This window comes from Erythrobacter sp. (assembly GCF_030066995.1).
Classification (GTDB): domain Bacteria; phylum Pseudomonadota; class Alphaproteobacteria; order Sphingomonadales; family Sphingomonadaceae; genus Erythrobacter.
Genome location: NZ_JASJAP010000001.1, coordinates 48,681 through 65,265, shown reverse-complemented (window position 1 = coordinate 65,265; position 16,585 = coordinate 48,681). Strand labels below are relative to the sequence as shown.

At 64.4% G+C, this 16,585-nt stretch carries 18 protein-coding genes; 10 read left to right on the top strand and 8 right to left on the bottom strand.

Translation table 11 applies throughout. The features are described 5' to 3' along the window. Window positions 1–13: 13 nt before the first annotated feature. From QNI87_RS00335 to QNI87_RS00315, 5 genes are all read left to right on the top strand, one after another. On the top strand, window positions 14–610 hold the full coding sequence (locus tag QNI87_RS00335; protein WP_300592416.1) for an N-acetyltransferase: 597 nt from the start codon (window positions 14–16) through the stop codon (window positions 608–610). A gap of 13 nt (window positions 611–623) precedes the next feature. Further along, a complete protein-coding gene (locus QNI87_RS00330) occupies window positions 624–1,175 on the top strand; it encodes a DUF1285 domain-containing protein (RefSeq protein ID WP_300592413.1) in 552 nt (183 codons plus the stop codon). Window positions 1,176–1,183: 8 nt separating this feature from the next. Continuing rightward, a complete protein-coding gene (locus tag QNI87_RS00325) occupies window positions 1,184–1,783 on the top strand; it encodes a CoA pyrophosphatase (protein WP_300592410.1) in 600 nt (199 codons plus the stop codon). A 9-nt stretch (window positions 1,784–1,792) separates the two neighbouring features. Next, window positions 1,793–2,971, top strand: coding sequence for a CCA tRNA nucleotidyltransferase (locus QNI87_RS00320; protein ID WP_300592407.1), 1,179 nt, complete (start codon window positions 1,793–1,795; stop codon window positions 2,969–2,971). 354 nt (window positions 2,972–3,325) lie between these two features. After that, window positions 3,326–3,928, top strand: coding sequence for a hypothetical protein (locus QNI87_RS00315; RefSeq protein WP_300592404.1), 603 nt, complete (start codon window positions 3,326–3,328; stop codon window positions 3,926–3,928). Window positions 3,929–4,007: 79 nt separating this feature from the next. On the opposite strand, the gene parC is transcribed toward QNI87_RS00315, so the two are convergent. The 4 genes from parC to QNI87_RS00295 form a co-directional block, all read right to left on the bottom strand. Next, on the bottom strand, window positions 4,008–6,302 hold the full coding sequence (gene parC / locus QNI87_RS00310) for a DNA topoisomerase IV subunit A (RefSeq protein ID WP_300592401.1): 2,295 nt from the start codon (window positions 6,300–6,302) through the stop codon (window positions 4,008–4,010). Between the two features lie 93 nt (window positions 6,303–6,395). Then, a complete protein-coding gene (locus QNI87_RS00305; RefSeq protein ID WP_300592398.1) occupies window positions 6,396–6,497 on the bottom strand; it encodes an enoyl-CoA hydratase in 102 nt (33 codons plus the stop codon). A 41-nt stretch (window positions 6,498–6,538) separates the two neighbouring features. Then, window positions 6,539–6,643 (bottom strand): enoyl-CoA hydratase, encoded by a 105-nt coding sequence (locus QNI87_RS00300; RefSeq protein WP_300592395.1) that lies wholly within the window; start codon window positions 6,641–6,643, stop codon window positions 6,539–6,541. 35 nt (window positions 6,644–6,678) lie between these two features. After that, window positions 6,679–6,786 carry an enoyl-CoA hydratase gene (locus tag QNI87_RS00295; RefSeq protein ID WP_300592392.1) on the bottom strand — a complete coding sequence of 36 codons (108 nt, stop codon included), beginning with the start codon at window positions 6,784–6,786 and terminating at the stop codon, window positions 6,679–6,681. Between the two features lie 286 nt (window positions 6,787–7,072). On the opposite strand from QNI87_RS00295, the gene QNI87_RS00290 reads away from it, so the two are divergent. After that, window positions 7,073–8,110 carry a DUF4349 domain-containing protein gene (locus tag QNI87_RS00290; RefSeq protein ID WP_300592389.1) on the top strand — a complete coding sequence of 346 codons (1,038 nt, stop codon included), beginning with the start codon at window positions 7,073–7,075 and terminating at the stop codon, window positions 8,108–8,110. Here the strand turns inward: QNI87_RS00290 and QNI87_RS00285 are convergent. The 3 genes from QNI87_RS00285 to QNI87_RS00275 all read right to left on the bottom strand — a co-directional run bounded on the left by QNI87_RS00285 (window position 8,107) and on the right by QNI87_RS00275 (window position 10,714). Further along, window positions 8,107–8,442 carry a 2Fe-2S iron-sulfur cluster-binding protein gene (locus QNI87_RS00285; protein WP_300592387.1) on the bottom strand — a complete coding sequence of 112 codons (336 nt, stop codon included), beginning with the start codon at window positions 8,440–8,442 and terminating at the stop codon, window positions 8,107–8,109. The two genes, QNI87_RS00290 and QNI87_RS00285, sit on opposite strands and share 4 nt — an antisense overlap. 18 nt (window positions 8,443–8,460) lie before the next feature. After that, entirely contained in the window at window positions 8,461–9,534 is a 1,074-nt protein-coding gene (locus QNI87_RS00280; protein ID WP_300592384.1) for a cysteine desulfurase family protein, read from the bottom strand. A 121-nt stretch (window positions 9,535–9,655) separates the two neighbouring features. Beyond that, entirely contained in the window at window positions 9,656–10,714 is a 1,059-nt protein-coding gene (locus QNI87_RS00275) for an aminotransferase class V-fold PLP-dependent enzyme (RefSeq protein WP_300592381.1), read from the bottom strand. A 119-nt stretch (window positions 10,715–10,833) separates the two neighbouring features. Here QNI87_RS00275 and QNI87_RS00270 point away from each other — a divergent pair, with 119 nt between their 5' ends. Further along, window positions 10,834–11,490, top strand: a complete 657-nt coding sequence (locus tag QNI87_RS00270) for an alpha/beta hydrolase (RefSeq protein WP_300592379.1) — start codon at window positions 10,834–10,836, stop codon at window positions 11,488–11,490. 507 nt (window positions 11,491–11,997) lie between these two features. After that, on the top strand, window positions 11,998–12,690 hold the full coding sequence (locus QNI87_RS00265; RefSeq protein ID WP_300592376.1) for a TonB family protein: 693 nt from the start codon (window positions 11,998–12,000) through the stop codon (window positions 12,688–12,690). A gap of 40 nt (window positions 12,691–12,730) precedes the next feature. Here QNI87_RS00265 and QNI87_RS00260 read toward each other — a convergent pair whose 3' ends face one another. Continuing rightward, window positions 12,731–13,021: a hypothetical protein gene (locus QNI87_RS00260; protein WP_366146154.1), complete on the bottom strand. Its 291-nt coding sequence runs from the start codon at window positions 13,019–13,021 to the stop codon at window positions 12,731–12,733. 145 nt (window positions 13,022–13,166) lie between these two features. Between QNI87_RS00260 and QNI87_RS00255 the strand changes: the two genes are divergently transcribed. Next, the gene (locus QNI87_RS00255) at window positions 13,167–14,798 is read left to right on the top strand and encodes an FAD-dependent oxidoreductase (protein ID WP_300592373.1); all 1,632 of its coding nucleotides are present in this window, start codon (window positions 13,167–13,169) and stop codon (window positions 14,796–14,798) included. Window positions 14,799–14,881: 83 nt separating this feature from the next. Further along, window positions 14,882–16,561, top strand: a complete 1,680-nt coding sequence (locus QNI87_RS00250; protein ID WP_300592370.1) for a hypothetical protein — start codon at window positions 14,882–14,884, stop codon at window positions 16,559–16,561. The last annotated feature ends 24 nt before the right edge of the window (window positions 16,562–16,585 follow it).

The window sequence follows — 16,585 nt, the reverse complement described above, 5'->3', positions numbered from 1 at the left end:
GACACGCGCCGCCATGGCCAACACCCCTGACAACGACAACACCTCAAGCCTGATCCCGCTCACCGCCGTTCCGCAAGCGATGGTCGAGGAATTGCTCGACCGCGTGTTCGGCGAGGACCGCCACGCGCGCACCGCCTATCGCATCCGCGCGGGGATGGACTGGCTCTCCGCGCTCAGCTTTGCCGCGCTCGACACCGATGAAAGGCTGGTGGGTACGATCCAGTGTTATCCCATCGCCCTGGTGGACCCCCAGGCGCGCGCGCTGCCGCTGATCATGGTCGGTCCCGTCGCGGTCCTGCCCGAGCGGCAGGGCGAAGGCTTTGGCATCGGGCTGATGGCTGCGATGCTCGACGCCGAAGCGCGGCTCGCCGCCGAAGGACAGACGCCGTTCGCGCAGGTGCTGATCGGCGATGCGGACTATTACTCTCGCTGGGGCTTTTCTGCGGCGATGACGGGCGGGTGGCAATGCCCCGGCCCCTTTGAGCCTGAACGGCTGCTGGCGCGGGGGCAGGCCCTGCCCGCCATGCCCGCGCAAGGCATGCTCGCGCCGTGGCAGGAAGGGCCTGAAATGGCCGACAAAAGCGCTACGGAACCCGGCAAGCGCGGCTGACGTTATAGACCCCGTGCCCTACGACCCGCCGCCTTATCTCGCTGAAATGACGCTCGCCGAAATCGCGCAGGCGGTCGAGGCACGCAAGCTGCCGCCGGTCGAGGACTGGAACCCCCAAAAGATCGGCGAGAGCGCCATGCGCATCGCCGCCGATGGCACCTGGTACCACGAGGGCGGGGTCATCCATCGCCCCGCCATGGTGCGCGCCTTTTCCGGCCTGCTCACGCGCGACGAAGCGGGCCAGCACTGGCTCTTGAGCCCGTTCGAGAAGCTTCACATCGAAGTCGACGATGCGGCCTTCATCGCTACCGATTGCGTGATGAAAGGCAGCGACATCGCCTTTCGGCTCAACACCGATGAGGACGTCATTGCCGGACCCGACAACCCCCTTCGCGTGGCCGGCGATCCCGAAGTGCCCGCAATATACCTGCACGTTCGGCGCGGCTGCGAGGCGCGCCTGAACCGCTCGACCTACACCCAGCTTGCCGAGATTGCGCTGGAGACGAGCGGCGACGACTGGCTGGTGACGAGCCAGGGGGCGATCTTCTCCCTGATCGCCTCGTAAGGCCAGAAATGGCGGCCATGTTCGAACGCCTATCGCGCCTCTATGAGGAAGGCCACGCGCGCGAGGTGCCCGACCTGCTCACCGACGCCAATCTGGCGCAGGGAAGCGCAACGCCCGCCGCCGTGCTGATCGCGGTGACACAGCGCGAGAGGCCCGGCGTCATCCTCACCCAGCGCCCGCGCGGCATGCGCGATCACCCGGGGCAAGTGGCGTTTCCCGGCGGCAAGCTCGATGCGGGCGAGGACGCGGTCGCCGCCGCCCTGCGCGAGGCCGATGAGGAACTGGCTCTGCCACGCGATCGGGTGCGCGTCATCGGAACCAGCGATCTCTACCACACCGGTACCGGCTTTCTGGTCACACCGGTGCTGGGCGTGGTGCCGCCGGACCTGCCGCTGACGCCCAGCCCCAGCGAGGTCGAAGCCTGGTTCGAAGCCCCGCTCGATCTCCTGCTCACCCGCGCGAATTGGGAGGAACGCGAGGTCCACTGGAAAGGGCAATGGCGGCGCTATTACGAGATGGATTTCGAAGGCTTTCGGATCTGGGGCGTGACCGCGGCGATCATTCTCAATCTGGCGCGCCGGATTGATGTGCGCGCGCTTCGCGATTAACGGCGGCGCGTGACGAACCGTTTGCCCGCCGCTTCCTGGACCACCCGGCCCGGCCTTGCCGCGCTTACGCGCGCGCTTGGCGCCGATCATATCCGCTGGGTCGGCGGGGCGGTGCGCGACACGCTGCTTGGCGTCGAGGTGGACGATATCGACTGCGCGACCACGCACACGCCCGCCGCTGTCATCGACCGATGCGGGCAAGCGGGCATTCGCATCGTCCCCACCGGCATCGACCACGGCACGGTGACGGCGGTGTTCGAGGACGGCCCGATCGAGATCACAACGCTGCGCCGCGATGTTGCGACCGATGGAAGGCGCGCGACGATCGCTTTTGCGACCGAATGGCGGGAGGACGCCGCGCGCCGCGACTTCACCATCAACGCGCTCTATGCCCACCCGGAAAGCCATGAGATCGAAGACTATTTTGGCGGGATTGCGGACCTTGACGCGCGCCGGGTGCGGTTCATCGGCGAGGCGAAGGAGCGGATCGCGGAGGATCATTTGCGCATCCTTCGCTATTACCGCTTCCAGACGCGCTTTGGCGCCGAACTGGACCCTGTCGCCGAAGACGCGTGCGCGGCCATGGCCGATACGCTGAAGGGCCTGAGCCGCGAACGGATCGCCGATGAACTGATCAAGCTTCTCTCCCTGCCCGATCCGCACGCGACCATCGCGCGCATGCGCGAGCGCGGCGTGCTGGGTGTGATCCTGCCCGAAGCCTGCCGCCAGCATGTCGAGCATCTGGGCGCGCTGATCGGGGCCGAGGGCGAACAGGGTATCGCGCGCAACGCGATACGGCGTCTGGCCGCGCTGCTTCCGCCCTCGCCCGAAGTCGCGGAGACCTGCGCGGCGCGGCTGCGTTTGTCGAAGGCCCAGCGCGCCCGGCTTGTGAGCGCGGCGGACCGCCAGGCGGACGATCCGGCAAACCCAAAAGCGCTGGCCTATAGGCTGGGTGTCGCGTTCGCTCAGGACCGCCTGCTCCTGCTGGGCGAGGATGCGGGCGTGTTGACCGGTTTCACCCCGCCCACCTTCCCTCTCAAAGGCGGTGAGATCGTCGCGCGCGGCGTCGCCGCCGGGCCGCAGGTCGCGCGAATTCTGCAAAGGATCGAGCGCCGCTGGGTTGCGGAGGGCTTTCCGGATATTGCGCGCGTTGCCGCCCTTCTCGATGAGGAATTGCGCAAGACATAAGCGCGCAATGTCAAGACGTTCGTTAAGCCGCGCTTCAGTTGGGACAAGGCATCTCTTCGCACGTGCAACACACTTGTCACGAGGCCCCGGACTCGCTTAAGGAACCAGACGCGCGTCTCGGTCATTGACACGGTACGCGCAATCCCCGGTTTGCCGGTCAACCTGGCGGGCTCAAGATAAGCTTGGCCCTTGTTGGATGGCTGTGTGCACCGGCGCGACTATCGCGCGTTACGATGCTTCTGGCGTACCGGTTCGACTGGAGACCCAGTTGGACTGAGGACGCCGGCCGGCCTCTCCCGGCTCAAGCGGCGGCGTGACCAAACCGACGATACGAATTTACGGAGTGACTGATCAATGAAGCTTGCGAAACTGGCCCTGGTTGCCACCACTTTCTTCGCCCCCTTCGCTGCGAACGCGCAGGACGCGGGCACCACGGTTTACAGCCAGATCGACGACAGCACGGTCGGCACGATCGAAAGCAATGACGGCGCGACCGCGATCCTCGACACTGGCGCGTACAAGGCTCCGCTCCCCGTGGGCACTTACGCGCAGCGCGAAGGCAAGTGGACGATCAACGCCACCAAGGAACAGATCGACGGGATGATGGCCGCGCAGGCCGCCGAAGCGGAAAAGAAGCTCAACGCCGCTCTGGTCGTCGGCGCGAAGACCACCAGCGCCGATGCGCAATATGCGGGCACCGTGCTGGCGATCGATGGAGCCGCCGATCAAATCCTGCTCAAGCATGGCGAAGGTCTGGTGAGCCTGAAGCGCGAGCATTTCGCTCTGGACGGTTCGGGCCAGCTCATGGCTCTGTTCACCGAAGAGCAGCTTGACGAGTTCACCACCGAAGTGCCCGAGGGCGCCGAGGTGCGCACCGCGAGCGGCGACCTCGTCGATTTTGCGGGCGGCGCGACCAGCGCTTCCGCAGCGAGCGCGACGACTGGCGCGGCTGAGTAAGCCACACAAAGTCACCATACAAAAAGGGGCGCGGGATCGGATGCGATTCCCGCGCCTTTTCTTTGGCCGTTCGCGCCGCTCAATCGAAGCGGTTTGTCTTGGGAAAGCCCGTTGGCGGCATTCGCCCCGCCGCACCCCGCGCAACCTTCCACATTCCGATCTCGGTCTCGGTCCGGGTGCGCTCGCCCGAGCCGCCCATGCGCCAGCTTAGCCCTTCGGACAGCACGAAGGTGGTCGCATCGCTCAGCCCGCCGTCGCGGTAGCGCTGCAACTGAACGCCTTGACCGCGCGCCATCACCGGCATTTCTTCAAGATTGAAGACGATCAGCTTGCGGTTCTCTCCCACCGCCGCCACGTGATCGTCCGCGCCCGCAATTTCCCGGATCACGCGCAGGGTCGCGCCGCCTTTGAGGTTCACGACCTGCCGTCCTTTTCGCGTCTCGGCGAGCAATTCGGCGGTCTCGGCGACGAAGCCCTTGCCGTTGCTCGCGGCGAGTAGGAGGCGTCCACCTTCCTTATGGACAAGCATCTTGGCGATCGAGGTATCCGCTTCGAGGTCGATCATCGTGCGCACCGGTTCGCCAAAGCCGCGCGCGCCGGGCAGCTTGTCGCAGCCGAGCGTGTAGAACCGGCCATTGCCCGCTGCGATCAACAGCTTGTCGGTCGTCTGCGCGTGGAGAATGAAGGCGAGCGCGTCGCCTTCCTTATACTTGAATTCCTGGCGCAAATCGACGTGGCCCTTGGCTGCGCGGATCCAGCCCTTTTCGGACAGGATCACGGTGACGGGCTCCTTCTCGATCATCGCGTCCATGCTGAACTCGACCGCGGGCTCGGCCTCCTCGATCCGCGTGCGCCGCGCGCCGATGGCAGTGTCTTCGGCGTATTCCTTGCGAAGCGCGCGCAGGTCTTTCTTGAGCCGCGTGCGTTGACGCGCCGGGCTGTCGAGCAGCTTGTTAAGCTCATCCTGCTCGGCGAGAAGATCGTCCTTCTCCTGACGCAGCTGCATCTCTTCCAGCTTGCGCAGGGAGCGCAGCCGCATGTTGAGGATCGCTTCGGCCTGCCGGTCGGTGAGGACAAACTCGGCCATCATGATCGGCTTGGGCTCATCCTGGGTCCGGATGATCTCGATCACCCGATCCAGATTGAGGAAGGCGATGATATAGCCTTCGACCAGTTCCAGACGCTGCGCGATCTGATCGAGCCTGTGGCGCGTGCGGCGCTGAAGGATCTCGATCTGCGCGGCGGTCCAGTGCTGGAGCAGTTCTTTCAGCCCCATCACCATCGGCGTGCGGGTCGCATCGAGCACGTTCATGTTGAGCCCGAAGCGGGTCTCCATGTCGGTGAGCTTGAAGATCGACTCTTTTAAAAGCTCGGGATCGACGTTGCGGCTGCGCGGCACCAGAACGATGCGGATCGCCTCGTCGCTCTCATCGCGCACATCTTCGAGGATGGGCAGCTTCTTGTCGGCGATCGCCTGCGCGATCTGTTCGATCAGCTTGCCCTTTTGGACCTGGTAGGGAATTTCCGAGATCACGAGCTGCCACTGCCCCCCGCCCAACCGCTCGATCCCGGCGCGCTTGTCCTCTGGCTGCGCCGCCTCGGGCGCTTCGAACACCCCGCGCAAACGCAAGCTGCCGCGCCCGGTCTCATAGGCCTGGGAAATCACCTCGGCGCTGTCGATCAGCTGGCCGCCGGTCGCAAAGTCCGGCCCCTTCATCAGCTCCATCAGCCGGGCGTGCTCGACATGCGGATTGTCGATCAGCTCCAGCGTCGCGTCGATCACTTCGGCGACGTTGTGGCTCGGAATATTGGTCGCCATGCCGACCGCAATCCCGCTCGCCCCGTTGGCGAGCAGATTGGGAAACAGGCCCGGCATCAGCACCGGCTCGGTGGTCTCGTTGTTGTAGGTGGGCGCGAAGTCGACCGTGCCCTCATCCAGCCCCTCCATCAGCTGGATCGCGGTGCGCGTCAGGCGCGCTTCGGTGTAGCGATAGGCGGCCGCGTTATCGCCGTCGATATTGCCGAAATTGCCCTGCCCCTCGACCAGCGGGTAACGCATCGCGAACGGCTGAGCCAGGCGCACCATCGCGTCATAGGCGGCGGCGTCACCATGCGGGTGGTATTTGGCGAGCACCTCGCCGACCACGGCGGCGGATTTCTTGAAGGCGCTGTCGGGCGAGAGCCTCAGGCCCCGCATCGCCCACAGCAGGCGACGGTGGACCGGCTTCAACCCGTCGCGAAGGTCGGGCAGCGAGCGCGCGGTGATCGTCGAAAGCGCGTAGACGAGGTAGCGCTCGGACAGCGCCGCATCGAAGGGCGCGTCGGTGATGAGATCGAACGGATCGGTGGAATCTGGGTCGGTCGGATCGGCCATGGCCCCCGCTTAGCAACACGGGTGCGGTGCGGGGAGAGCCGTTTCCACAGGGTTTGCAACCGGTGCGCGGGGAGGCGGGCGCGCAGCTGGCGGTCAGATGATCGAGGGGGCCGCCGGAACGAAGGCGTAGGCGAACAGGCCAGCGGTGGCCATGACAGCAAAGGCGGCGGCGAAGAGATCTTTGGCGGCGGGCATGTCGAATTCCTTTGCGCGGAAAAGGGTCTGCGGCGTGGAGCTTAGGCGATGAGGTTCGGGCTCGCCGGGACGATCGCATAGGCGAACAGGCTGGCGGAGATGGCGATCGAGAAAGCGGCGGCGACAAGGTTGTTGGTGAGGGTCATGGCTTCGTTTCCTTCGTGGGCTCGGGTCTGATCAATCAGACGACAAGGTTGGGGCTGGCGGGGATGATCGCGTAGGCGAACAGGCCAGCGGAAAGGACAACCGAGAAAGCGGCGGCGAAGAAGCTGTTGGCGGTGTTGGTCATATCGTGTCTTCCTTTTTCGTGTTTCGCGGGACCGTCCCGCTGGACACCCAACACGATGCATAGCGCGTGCCAAACTCGAAAAAGGGGAGAATTCGGGGGTTTCTGGAAAGCGCCGGCGTGACCAACGCGGTCGCAATCCTCACACTTGGGAAATTTCCCCAAGATATAGGATCGCGTTTATCTGAGGTTCAGGTCGCGGGATCGACGACAAGCGCTTCGCTTGCGGTAAGAACGCTTTAAGTTCATCTTGCACAACGCTTTTCCTTTAACCTTCAAAAGGCGTATCATGGCGTTGAAGAGTTTTGCCCGTGTTGCCCCCGCGCTGCTGCTCGCGGCCCTTGCTGGATGCAACGCAAGTGAGCCGCCAAACAAAGCCAGCGATATGATCGCGCAGATCGAGCCGCCTGACGGGGACTACGCCGAAGCTCCCGAGAACCAATTCGGTTTCATGCAGGCGCAGGAGAGCGTAGCGCTATTCGATCTATTCGCGGCGCCCGCAGAGACCAGTGTCGCACGGGTCGCTACAGCCAGTTTAGACGAAGCTCCAGGGCCCACGAACGGCCCACGCGAACCGACGGGGCAACAAAGCCAAATCGCCTATTCATATGGCTTTGGTTTTCGGATCTCATCTGACACTATGGCCAAGCTTCAGGAAGCCCATGTCGCTTTGTGCGAGGAAATGGGCGAGAAATGCCGCGTGATCCGAACCTCCCAAGCGCGCGCGGACAGCTACGACGCCTATGGCGAACTGAGGATGCAGATCGCAGCGGATGAAGCGGGTGACCTCGCTGCCAGACTCAACGCTCCGGCCAAGGAATTGGGCGGCGCACTCATTTCATCTGTCAAGGATGGGGAAGACCTCTCTGAGCAGATCATCGATGCCGAAGCCAGATTGCGCTCTCGCCTAGTTCTACGCGGCAAGCTGACCGAAATCCTTCGCAACCAGCGCGGCAGCGTCGATGAACTGGTCAAGGCGGAAGCGGCGGTCGCTGAAGTCAATGAAGAAGTTGACGCCACGAGGTCGCGTTTGGAGAGGTACCGCAATCGCATTCGCTTCAGCGATGTCCGGATTGAGTATGAGCCAAGCTATGGCGAGACGCAGGTGGGATTTGTGCGCCCGGTCATACAGGCCTTTAAATCGGTCGGTTCCACTTTGGGGATGAGCCTTGCCGCGATCATTTACGCGATTACGGCACTGGCACCGATGGCGGTTCTGCTAGTCGCTCTGCGCCTCATACTTCACCGCTTCGGCTATCGGCTGAGGTTCTGGAAGACCGATCTTCGTGAGGCTCGCCCGGAGGCCGATACAGTAAGCAGCGCCTAAATCCCGCGCGCGTCGGTGCTTTCTACGGGGACGCTGACGGTCAGGCCGTCCATCTCCTGCGTCAGTTCGATCTGGCACGACAGGCGCGAAGTGCGGCGCACGCCGGCGGCGAAGTCGAGCATGTCTTCCTCTTCCTCCGAGGAACGCGGCAGCCGGTCAAACCATTCGGGCGCGGCGATCACGTGGCAGGTCGAACACGCCATCTGACCCTCGCACGTCCCCTCCAGCGGCAATCCTGCCGCCTGGCCAAGGCGCAGCAGGCTGTCGCCGGGCTCGCCGGTCGCCACGACCTTTCGGCCGCGTGGATCGATGAAAGTGACGCTGACGGGCATGAACGGCTTGAAGAGTCCTCACAATTGCTGCGCTGCAGCATTATTGATCAGTTTGGCCGCTTCTTCAAGCTCTTCGAGCGTGGTGTAGCGCCCGAACCCCAGACGGATCGAGGATTTGGCCTGTTTGTCGCTGAGCCCGATGGCTTTCAGGACATGGCTTGGTCGGCCCGATCCGCTCGCACACGCGCTGCCCGCGGAGAACATGACGCTGCGCGCCTCGGACATCAGCCGGTTCACGTCGAGACCGTCCTTGCGGATGTTGAGATTGCCGTGCCAGCGCGCCTCGGCGCTGCCGTTGAGCGTCCAGCCGGCGAACAGCGCGCGCGCGCGGGTCCACAGCGCTTCGATATGCGCCGCGTCCTCTCCCATGCGCTCTTTTGCGACCTGCGCCGCCGCGCCGAAGCCCGCAATCAGCGCCGGGGAGAGCGTGCCGGAACGAAGCCCCGCCTCCTGCCCGCCGCCGGTTTGCTGCTCTTCCAGTTCCACCCCGTCTCGCACCCACAGCGCGCCCACGCCCTTGGGTCCGTGGATCTTGTGCGCGCTCACCGCGATCATGTCCGCGAGCGTGATCTCGATGCGACCATAGGCTTGCACCGCGTCGATCAGGAACAGCGCGCCCGCCCCCTTGGCCTTGCGGTGCCAGTCGATGGTGGGCTGGACCACACCGATCTCGTTATTGACCGCCATCACCGCGACCAGACGCGTATCGTCGGGAATGTCCTGCCCGGTGTTGCACTGCCCTTCGCTCGATACGTTGAGGATATGGTGCTTGCCCGCATCGCGCGCGGTGTCGAGCACGGCGGCGTGTTCGATGGCGGAGACCGAGACCGTGCCTTTCTCGCCCGACCCGCGGATCGCGAGGTTGAGCGCCTCGGTCGCGCCGCTGGTGAAGATCACGCGCCCGCCCGGCGGAAACAGCGCCGCCACCCGGTCGCGCGCCAGCTCGATCGCGGCGGCGGCTTGGCGTCCCATGCGATGCGGCGAATGCGGGTTGCCGAAACCCACGCCGCCCGGCCCGTCGAGCCAGCGCAGCATCGCCTCGCGCGCTTCGGGCGCGAGCGGGGTGGTGGCCTGGTAGTCGAGATAGATCATTGAGATCAGCGCGGTGCCCTAAAAAGCCCTCCCCCTCAAGGGGGAGGGTTGGGTGGGGGTGCTCGGCGCGAATGGCGGGCGCGGTGCACCCACCCCCAGCCCCTCCCTCTAGGGAGGGGAGTTAGACGAGCGACCCCCATGCCTCCGCAAAGCGCTCCAACTCCTCGGGCGTGGTCGACCAGCCCAGGCTCACCCGGATCGTGCGCGCGGCGACATCATCGGGCACGCCGAACGCATCGAGCACCCGGCTTTTCTTGAGCGTGCCAGAAGAGCACGCGCTGCCAGCGGAAACGGCAAAGCCCATGGCGTCGAGACGGATCAGTAGGGCTTGAGCGGATAGCGTGGGATGGACGAATGGAACAATGTAGCCGCATTCATAACCGGTTTCGAAATAGCTAGCGTATTCGATGCGCGCGCTCTCAAATTCGTGGCTCTTGGTCGATGGATTAGCGCCAGGCATCCAACACTCGAGCGCTGCGGCCATGCCCAAGGCGGCGGGCATATTCTCCGTACCCTGACGATAGCCGCGCTCATGCCCCCCGATGGGCTCAAGCATGGCGTAGTCACGCACTAGCAAGGCACCAATCCCAATCGGGCCGCCAAACTTGTGTGCGGATATCACGATCATGTCTGCGTTGGGTAGCTTGACCCTCCCAGCCGCCTGTGAGCAATCGGATACCAGCAGCCCACCTTTATTACGCACCAATTCATGTACGTCGCGGGTGTTCGTAAAGCCATGATCCTGAAAGAAGCAAAGGCCCGTCTCGGAGTTAACAGCCTGCAGCGCGACGACAGCGTTGCCATCGCGTTCTAGGCTGGTTTCAATATGGTCGAGGTCTGGACCGCACCTGATATCATCGAGCGGCACCACCTCCGCATCCGGCGCCGCCCTGAAAACCGCGTCGTGCTCCACCGCGCTCACGACGCGCCGCTTCGCCTTGGAGCGGTTGAGTGCGATCCACAGCGCTTCGCTCGCGCCGCTCGTAAAGATCAGCTCCCCGTCCCAGCCGAGCGCCGCCTTGATCCGCTCGCGCGCGTCCTCCAGCGCCGCCTTCGCCTTGCGGCCCTCGGCGTGCGGGCTCGACGGATTGGCCCAGATGCGAAACCCCTCCTCCATCGCCGCCTTGGCTTCGGGGCGCAGGGGGGAGGTGGCGGCGTGATCGAGATAAATGCGTTGCATGAGCGCTTATTGAGAACGATTCTTAAAAAATTGCGAAATGCGTAACCGCTCGTATATAGAGCGTGCGTTCGCGCGCACCAGCCGGTGTGTGGCGCCACTCATTCCAGCAAGGTTATTTCATGCCGTCAGTGATCTTTCCCGGCCCCGAAGGCCGTCTTGAAGGCCGTTTCTCTCCCCCGCCCCGCCCGCGCGCGCCGGTGGCGATGATCCTCCACCCGCACCCTGAAGGCGGGGGCACGATGAACGACCGGATCGTCCAGCGGCTCTACAAGACCTTCGTGGATCGCGGCTTTGCGACCTTGCGCTTCAACTTTCGCGGCGTGGGCCGCAGCCAGGGCAGCTTCGACAGCGGCGTGGGCGAACTGTCCGACGCGGCGAGCGCGCTCGACTGGGTGCAGTCGATCCATCCCGAAGCGCAGACCACATGGGTCGCGGGCTATTCCTTCGGCGCGCTGATCGGCATGCAATTGCTGATGCGCCGCCCCGAAGTGCGCGGTTTCATCTCGGTCGCGCCGCCGGCGAACATGTACGATTTTTCCTTCCTCGCGCCCTGCCCGGCGAGCGGTATCTTCGTGCAAGGCGCAGCGGACACGGTGGTGCAGCCCAGCGCGGTGCAGAAGCTGGTCGACAAGCTACGCACGCAAAAGCACATCACCATCCACCACGACGAAATCCCGCGCGCGAACCACTTCTTCGAAAACGAAATCGAAGACATGATGGCGAGCGTCGATAATTATCTGGATTTCCGCCTCTCGCCGGATTGTCCGATCAAATAGGAGTATTTGTGCTGCGCTCCCGCATCTGCGGGAGCGTCCTCGCTAGACGTCCTCCGGGGAATCTTCCCCTCCGGACCCGCTGCGGGCGGCCCTTGGCCTTGCGGTTTGCTGTCGCAAACCGTCTCCCGCGCCTGCCTATCAGAATAGCACCAGGTGTCTGTGAGCTATGCGGATAGGTAGCGCGCGATAACGAAATCTACGATTTCGCAAGCGCGACCGCGCGCCCCCTTCGACTGCCTGCCTGCGGCAGTCGCTCAGGATAAACTACGCTGCCCCGAAGCCGAAGATTCGGCATAGGGAACAGCACCGAGGGCGAAGCCGCGGATGCGGCTTCATGAAACACAAGAGAGTTTCAATCCGCACACCCGTTGCGTTGTGCGACGGGTCTCAAAGCGCAACTCGAAACTGTTTTGAAACAGACGGTTATGCCGGTAGCCTCGTTGGCGAGCGCTCTCCCCTTACCCTCTGAGCGCTCGCGTGACGAAACGACCAAAAGGAGCGCCCTTCATGAACTACGTCGCTCAATCCCGAAGCCCTAACGCGCCCGCGCTGCTGGGCGCGCTGGCGATCCCCGCCGGTGTCGGCGCCATGCTGATCGCGGGGCTCGCGGTGACTTATGTGTTGCCCGAGCCCGACAAGCCGCTCACCGGCGTGACGCTCGAACCGATCCCGATCGACCCGCCGCCGCCCCCTCCGGAGAAGCCGGACACCGCGCCCAAGACACCGCAGACGCCGACCGCAACGCGCGAGCCGACCGTGCCCGAACGGCCCGTGATTATCCTCGATGGCCCGACTATCGACCTTGCGCCGGTTTCCGGGCCCATCGGCAACCCCATAACGCTGCCCGGCAGTGCCGGGCCAATCGCGGGGCCGATCGCGGGACCACCCGTCGCCCCGAGCCTGCCCGATCCGATCGCAGCCACACCGCGCGGCAATCCGGGAAGCTGGATCACGGAGAGCGACTACCGGTCGCGCTGGATCCGCGAAGGGCGCAGCGGGGTTGCGAGCTTCACGCTGGAGATCGACGCGCGCGGGCGTGTCAGCGATTGCACGATCACCCGGTCCACGGGGCACGACGTGCTCGATGGCGCGACCTGCCGCCTGCTCACCCGCCGGGCGCGCTTCAATCCGGCGCGCGGTCCCGAGGGTGAGAAAATCGCCGGCACCTATTCAAGCTCGGTCGCCTGGGAGATACCCTAGGTCTGGCGCGCCCCCATTACCGGGCGCGCGTCCTCGGCGCTTATTCGCTGGCCTCTTCGCCCACCAGATCGACCGGCGCGTTGCCCTCAGCGTCGGGCAGCGTCCAGATCAGGACGTTGATAACCGCAATCGCTGCGAGGATGAGCATGAGCACCGGCTGCTTCGCCTCGCCCGTGCGCCGCCACAGCACAAACGCCCCGCCAACCAGCGCGAAGGCTGCCAGCATTACCAGCGAAAGCACCACATTCATCATCGCTCCCGCGCGCTCCTCACTGGACGTGTTGGCAAGACGGCTGCGGCTCTCGCGCGCCGCGGCGCTTCCTTGAAACATCGCAGGCAAAATCGCCAGCCCCCCAACATCCGACATCCGACATGGGCATGCCGCATTGAAGCCGTCCGCCAAATACCCCATGGTGCAAGCGCCCCGCTCCCCCCAAACCGGCGCGCGGGCCAGCACGTAAGGAGACCCGGCCACAATGGAACAGCTTGGCGAAGACCTTGAAACCATGCGGCGCGTGCCGCTTGCCGAGGCTCATGTCGACGCGATCTGCGCCATCGGGAACGAACGCGAATACGAAGCGGGCGAGGTTGTCGCGGAGATCGGCGATCCGATGGACACTTTCGTCTACGTCCTCGAAGGCGAGATCGAAGTGGTCAATCCCTACACCGACGAGCGTCTGCTCGACGCCTCGCTCGGTCCCACGCAGTTCATGGGCGAAATCGCGTTTCTCAACCGCGGTGCCAATTACATGCGCATGCGCGCCGCCATCGACACGCGCGTGATCGAAGCTCCGCGCGAAGCCATGCTCGACCTCATGAGCCGGGTGCCCGAATTGTCCGATCACGTCATCCGCGTGTTTGCCGCGCGGCGGCGCAAGCAGTTCGAGCTTTCCAACGGCGCGGTCAAATGCATCGGCGCGGACCGCGATCCGGCGGTGCAGCAGGTCGAGCGCTTTCTCTCGCGCAACCGCATTCCGTTTCAAAGCTACGACATGGACGCAAGGGACGCCGAGACGAACCGCGTGTGCGACCTGACCGGTCATCAGCCCTCGGTTATCCTCGGAACGGACGAGAAGCTGGAAGACCCCACGCCGCGCAAGGTTGCCCAGTATCTCAATCTCGACCTCGATATCTGCACCCGGACCGACTACGATCTGCTGATTGTCGGCGGCGGCCCGGCGGGTGTGGCGGCGGCTGTCTATGCGGGCTCGGAAGGCCTGAACGCGCTCGTCGTCGAGGACACCGCGATCGGCGGCCAGGCGGGCACGTCGAGCCGGATCGAGAACTACATGGGCTTTTACACCGGCATCAGCGGCGCGGACCTGACCTATCGCGGGCAGATCCAGGCGATGAAGTTCGGCACAAGGTTTGCGATGCCGCGCCGGGTCGAAGGCCTCGCCCGGCGTGAGGACGGATCGTTCTGCGCAACGCTCGAAGACGGGCAGGAGGTGTGCGCGCGCGCCATTCTGGTTTCAACCGGGGTTCAGTACCGCCGCCTGCCGCTCGACAAACTGCGCGAGCTCGAAGGCGCCGGCGTGTTCTATTCCGCGACCGAGATGGAAGCGCGCTTTTGCGGCAACACCGAAGTGGTGGTGATCGGCGGCGGCAACTCGGCCGGGCAGGCGGCCATGTTCCTCTCGCGCACGGCCAAACACGTGCATCTTGTCGTGCGCTCGGGCTCGCTGGCCGCCTCGATGTCGAGCTACCTCTCAAGCCGCCTCGAAGCCGATCCCAAGATCACCATTCACTACCACACGCAGGTCACCACGCTGCACGGCGAAGACTGGCTGAGCGGCGTCACCTTTACGACCCCCGAAGGCGAGAGCACGATCGACACCAGCGCGCTGTTCATCATGATCGGCGCTGCGCCCAACACCGATTGGCTTTCCGGGCTCGTCGAAACCGATGCGAAAGGCTTTGTCCTGACCGGCGAGGCGGTGGGGCGCGCGAGTCCGTTCGAGACCGGAACCGACGGGGTGTTTGCGGTGGGCGATGTGCGATCTGGCTCGGTCAAAAGGGTGGCCAGCGCTGTGGGCGAGGGCTCGGTGGTGGTCAGCCAGATCTGGAGCTATCTCGACAGCTTAAAAGAAGAGGCGGCGAACACCTAAACAGTCTAGCCAAAGGCGTCCTTCAGGCTATGCTGGGACCGTATGCAGGCCAGTTCCAACACTAAAAGTCTGGGCGCAATTGAATGCACCGATTGAAAAGCTTCGCGACCGCGCTGCGCCTTGTCTTTGGGCTGGTCTTTGGGCTGGTGACGCTTCATTTCATGACCGGCCCGGCTATCGCCGCCTGGTACGAAGCGTCTAGCGAACACTTTGTCATCTACGCCGATGACAGCCCAAAGGACTTGAAGCGCTACGCCGAAAATCTTGAGCGCTATCACAGCGCGATGGAGTATGTGACCGGCCACAAGACCGAAGAGATCACCCCGTCCAATCGCGTGGTGATTTTCGTGGCCGGCAGCCGCCGCGATATCCGCAAGCTTGCGGGCACGGGCGACCGGTACATTTCGGGCTTCTACATTCCGCGCGCCGCCGCCAGCCGCGCCTTTGTGCAGAATATCCGCAATTCGAACGGCTATCCGCACATCTCCACCATCGTCCTGCTTCACGAATACACGCACCATTTCATGATGTCGCAAGAGCGTTTCGCATTCCCGCTCTGGCTGAATGAAGGCGCGGCGGAGTTCTTTGCCGCGGCCACTTTCAAGCGGGATGGAACGGTGTTGATCGGTCGCCCCGCCCAACATCGCGGCGCCGAATTGCTTTACGCCAACGATGTCAGCCTTGAGGAGCTGTTTGACCAGGAACTCTACGAGAAAAACCGCGGGCGCGGCTATGACGCGTTCTACGGGCGCAGCTGGCTGCTCTATCACTATCTGACCTTCGAACCCGAGCGCGCCGGACAACTGGCGGACTACGGCCGTGCGATTGTGCGCGGGCAATCTTCGCTGGACGCGGCGCGCGATGTGTTTGGCGATCTGGGCCAGCTTGAACGTGAGCTCGCAGCCTATCAGAGGCAGCGACGCATGTTCACCTTTGCCCTCCCGCCGGAAAAGCTGAACGCCAGTCCGGTGTCGATGCGCAAGCTTCCCGAGGGCGAGGCCAAGATGATGCCGCTGCGCATGCGCTCGCAGCGGGGGGTTACTTCCGAGCAGGCGGTTGAACTGCTTGCCGAGGTGCGCGCGGTGGCGGCGCAATATCCGGACGATGCGGGCGTGCAGACCGCGCTGGCCGAAGCGGAATACGATGCGGGCAATGACGCGCAAGCGATCGCGGCGGCGGACCGGGCGATTGCGCTCGATCCAACACGCGCCAACGCCTATGTTCAGAAAGGCTTCGCGCTGTTCCGCATGGCGCGCGAGGCCGAGGATGAAGAGCAGGACGCCGCCTATGACCGGGCGATGAAGCCGTTTGCCAGGCTCAACCGGGTCGAGGTGAACCACCCGCTGCCGCTGCTCTACTACTATCGCAGCTTTACCGAGCGCGGGCTGGATCCCCCGGAAAAGGCGCGTCTGGCGCTTGAGCGGGCGGCGCAATTGGCGCCGTTCGACCAGTCGCTGTGGTTCGAGGTGGCGATGCTGCAACTGCGTGAAGGCAAGATTGCGCTCGCCCGCAACTCGCTCCAACCGATCGCCTACAACCCGCATGGCGGCGCGATGAAAGTGCGCGCGCAGAACCTGGTCGAGCAGCTTGCCGAGCTTCCCGAGGGCGCGGCGCTTTCCTCTCAGACCCTGGCCATGATCGCAGGGAGCAGCGATCTTCGCGCCACGCTTGTCAATGACAGCGACGAGGAGGACCCCAGCGACCCCGAGGACGGCGCGGCGGCGCCGGTCGAAGGGGACATGGACCAGGACGAGGCGGACTAGAGCGCCGCGTCAGCCCTGTAATTC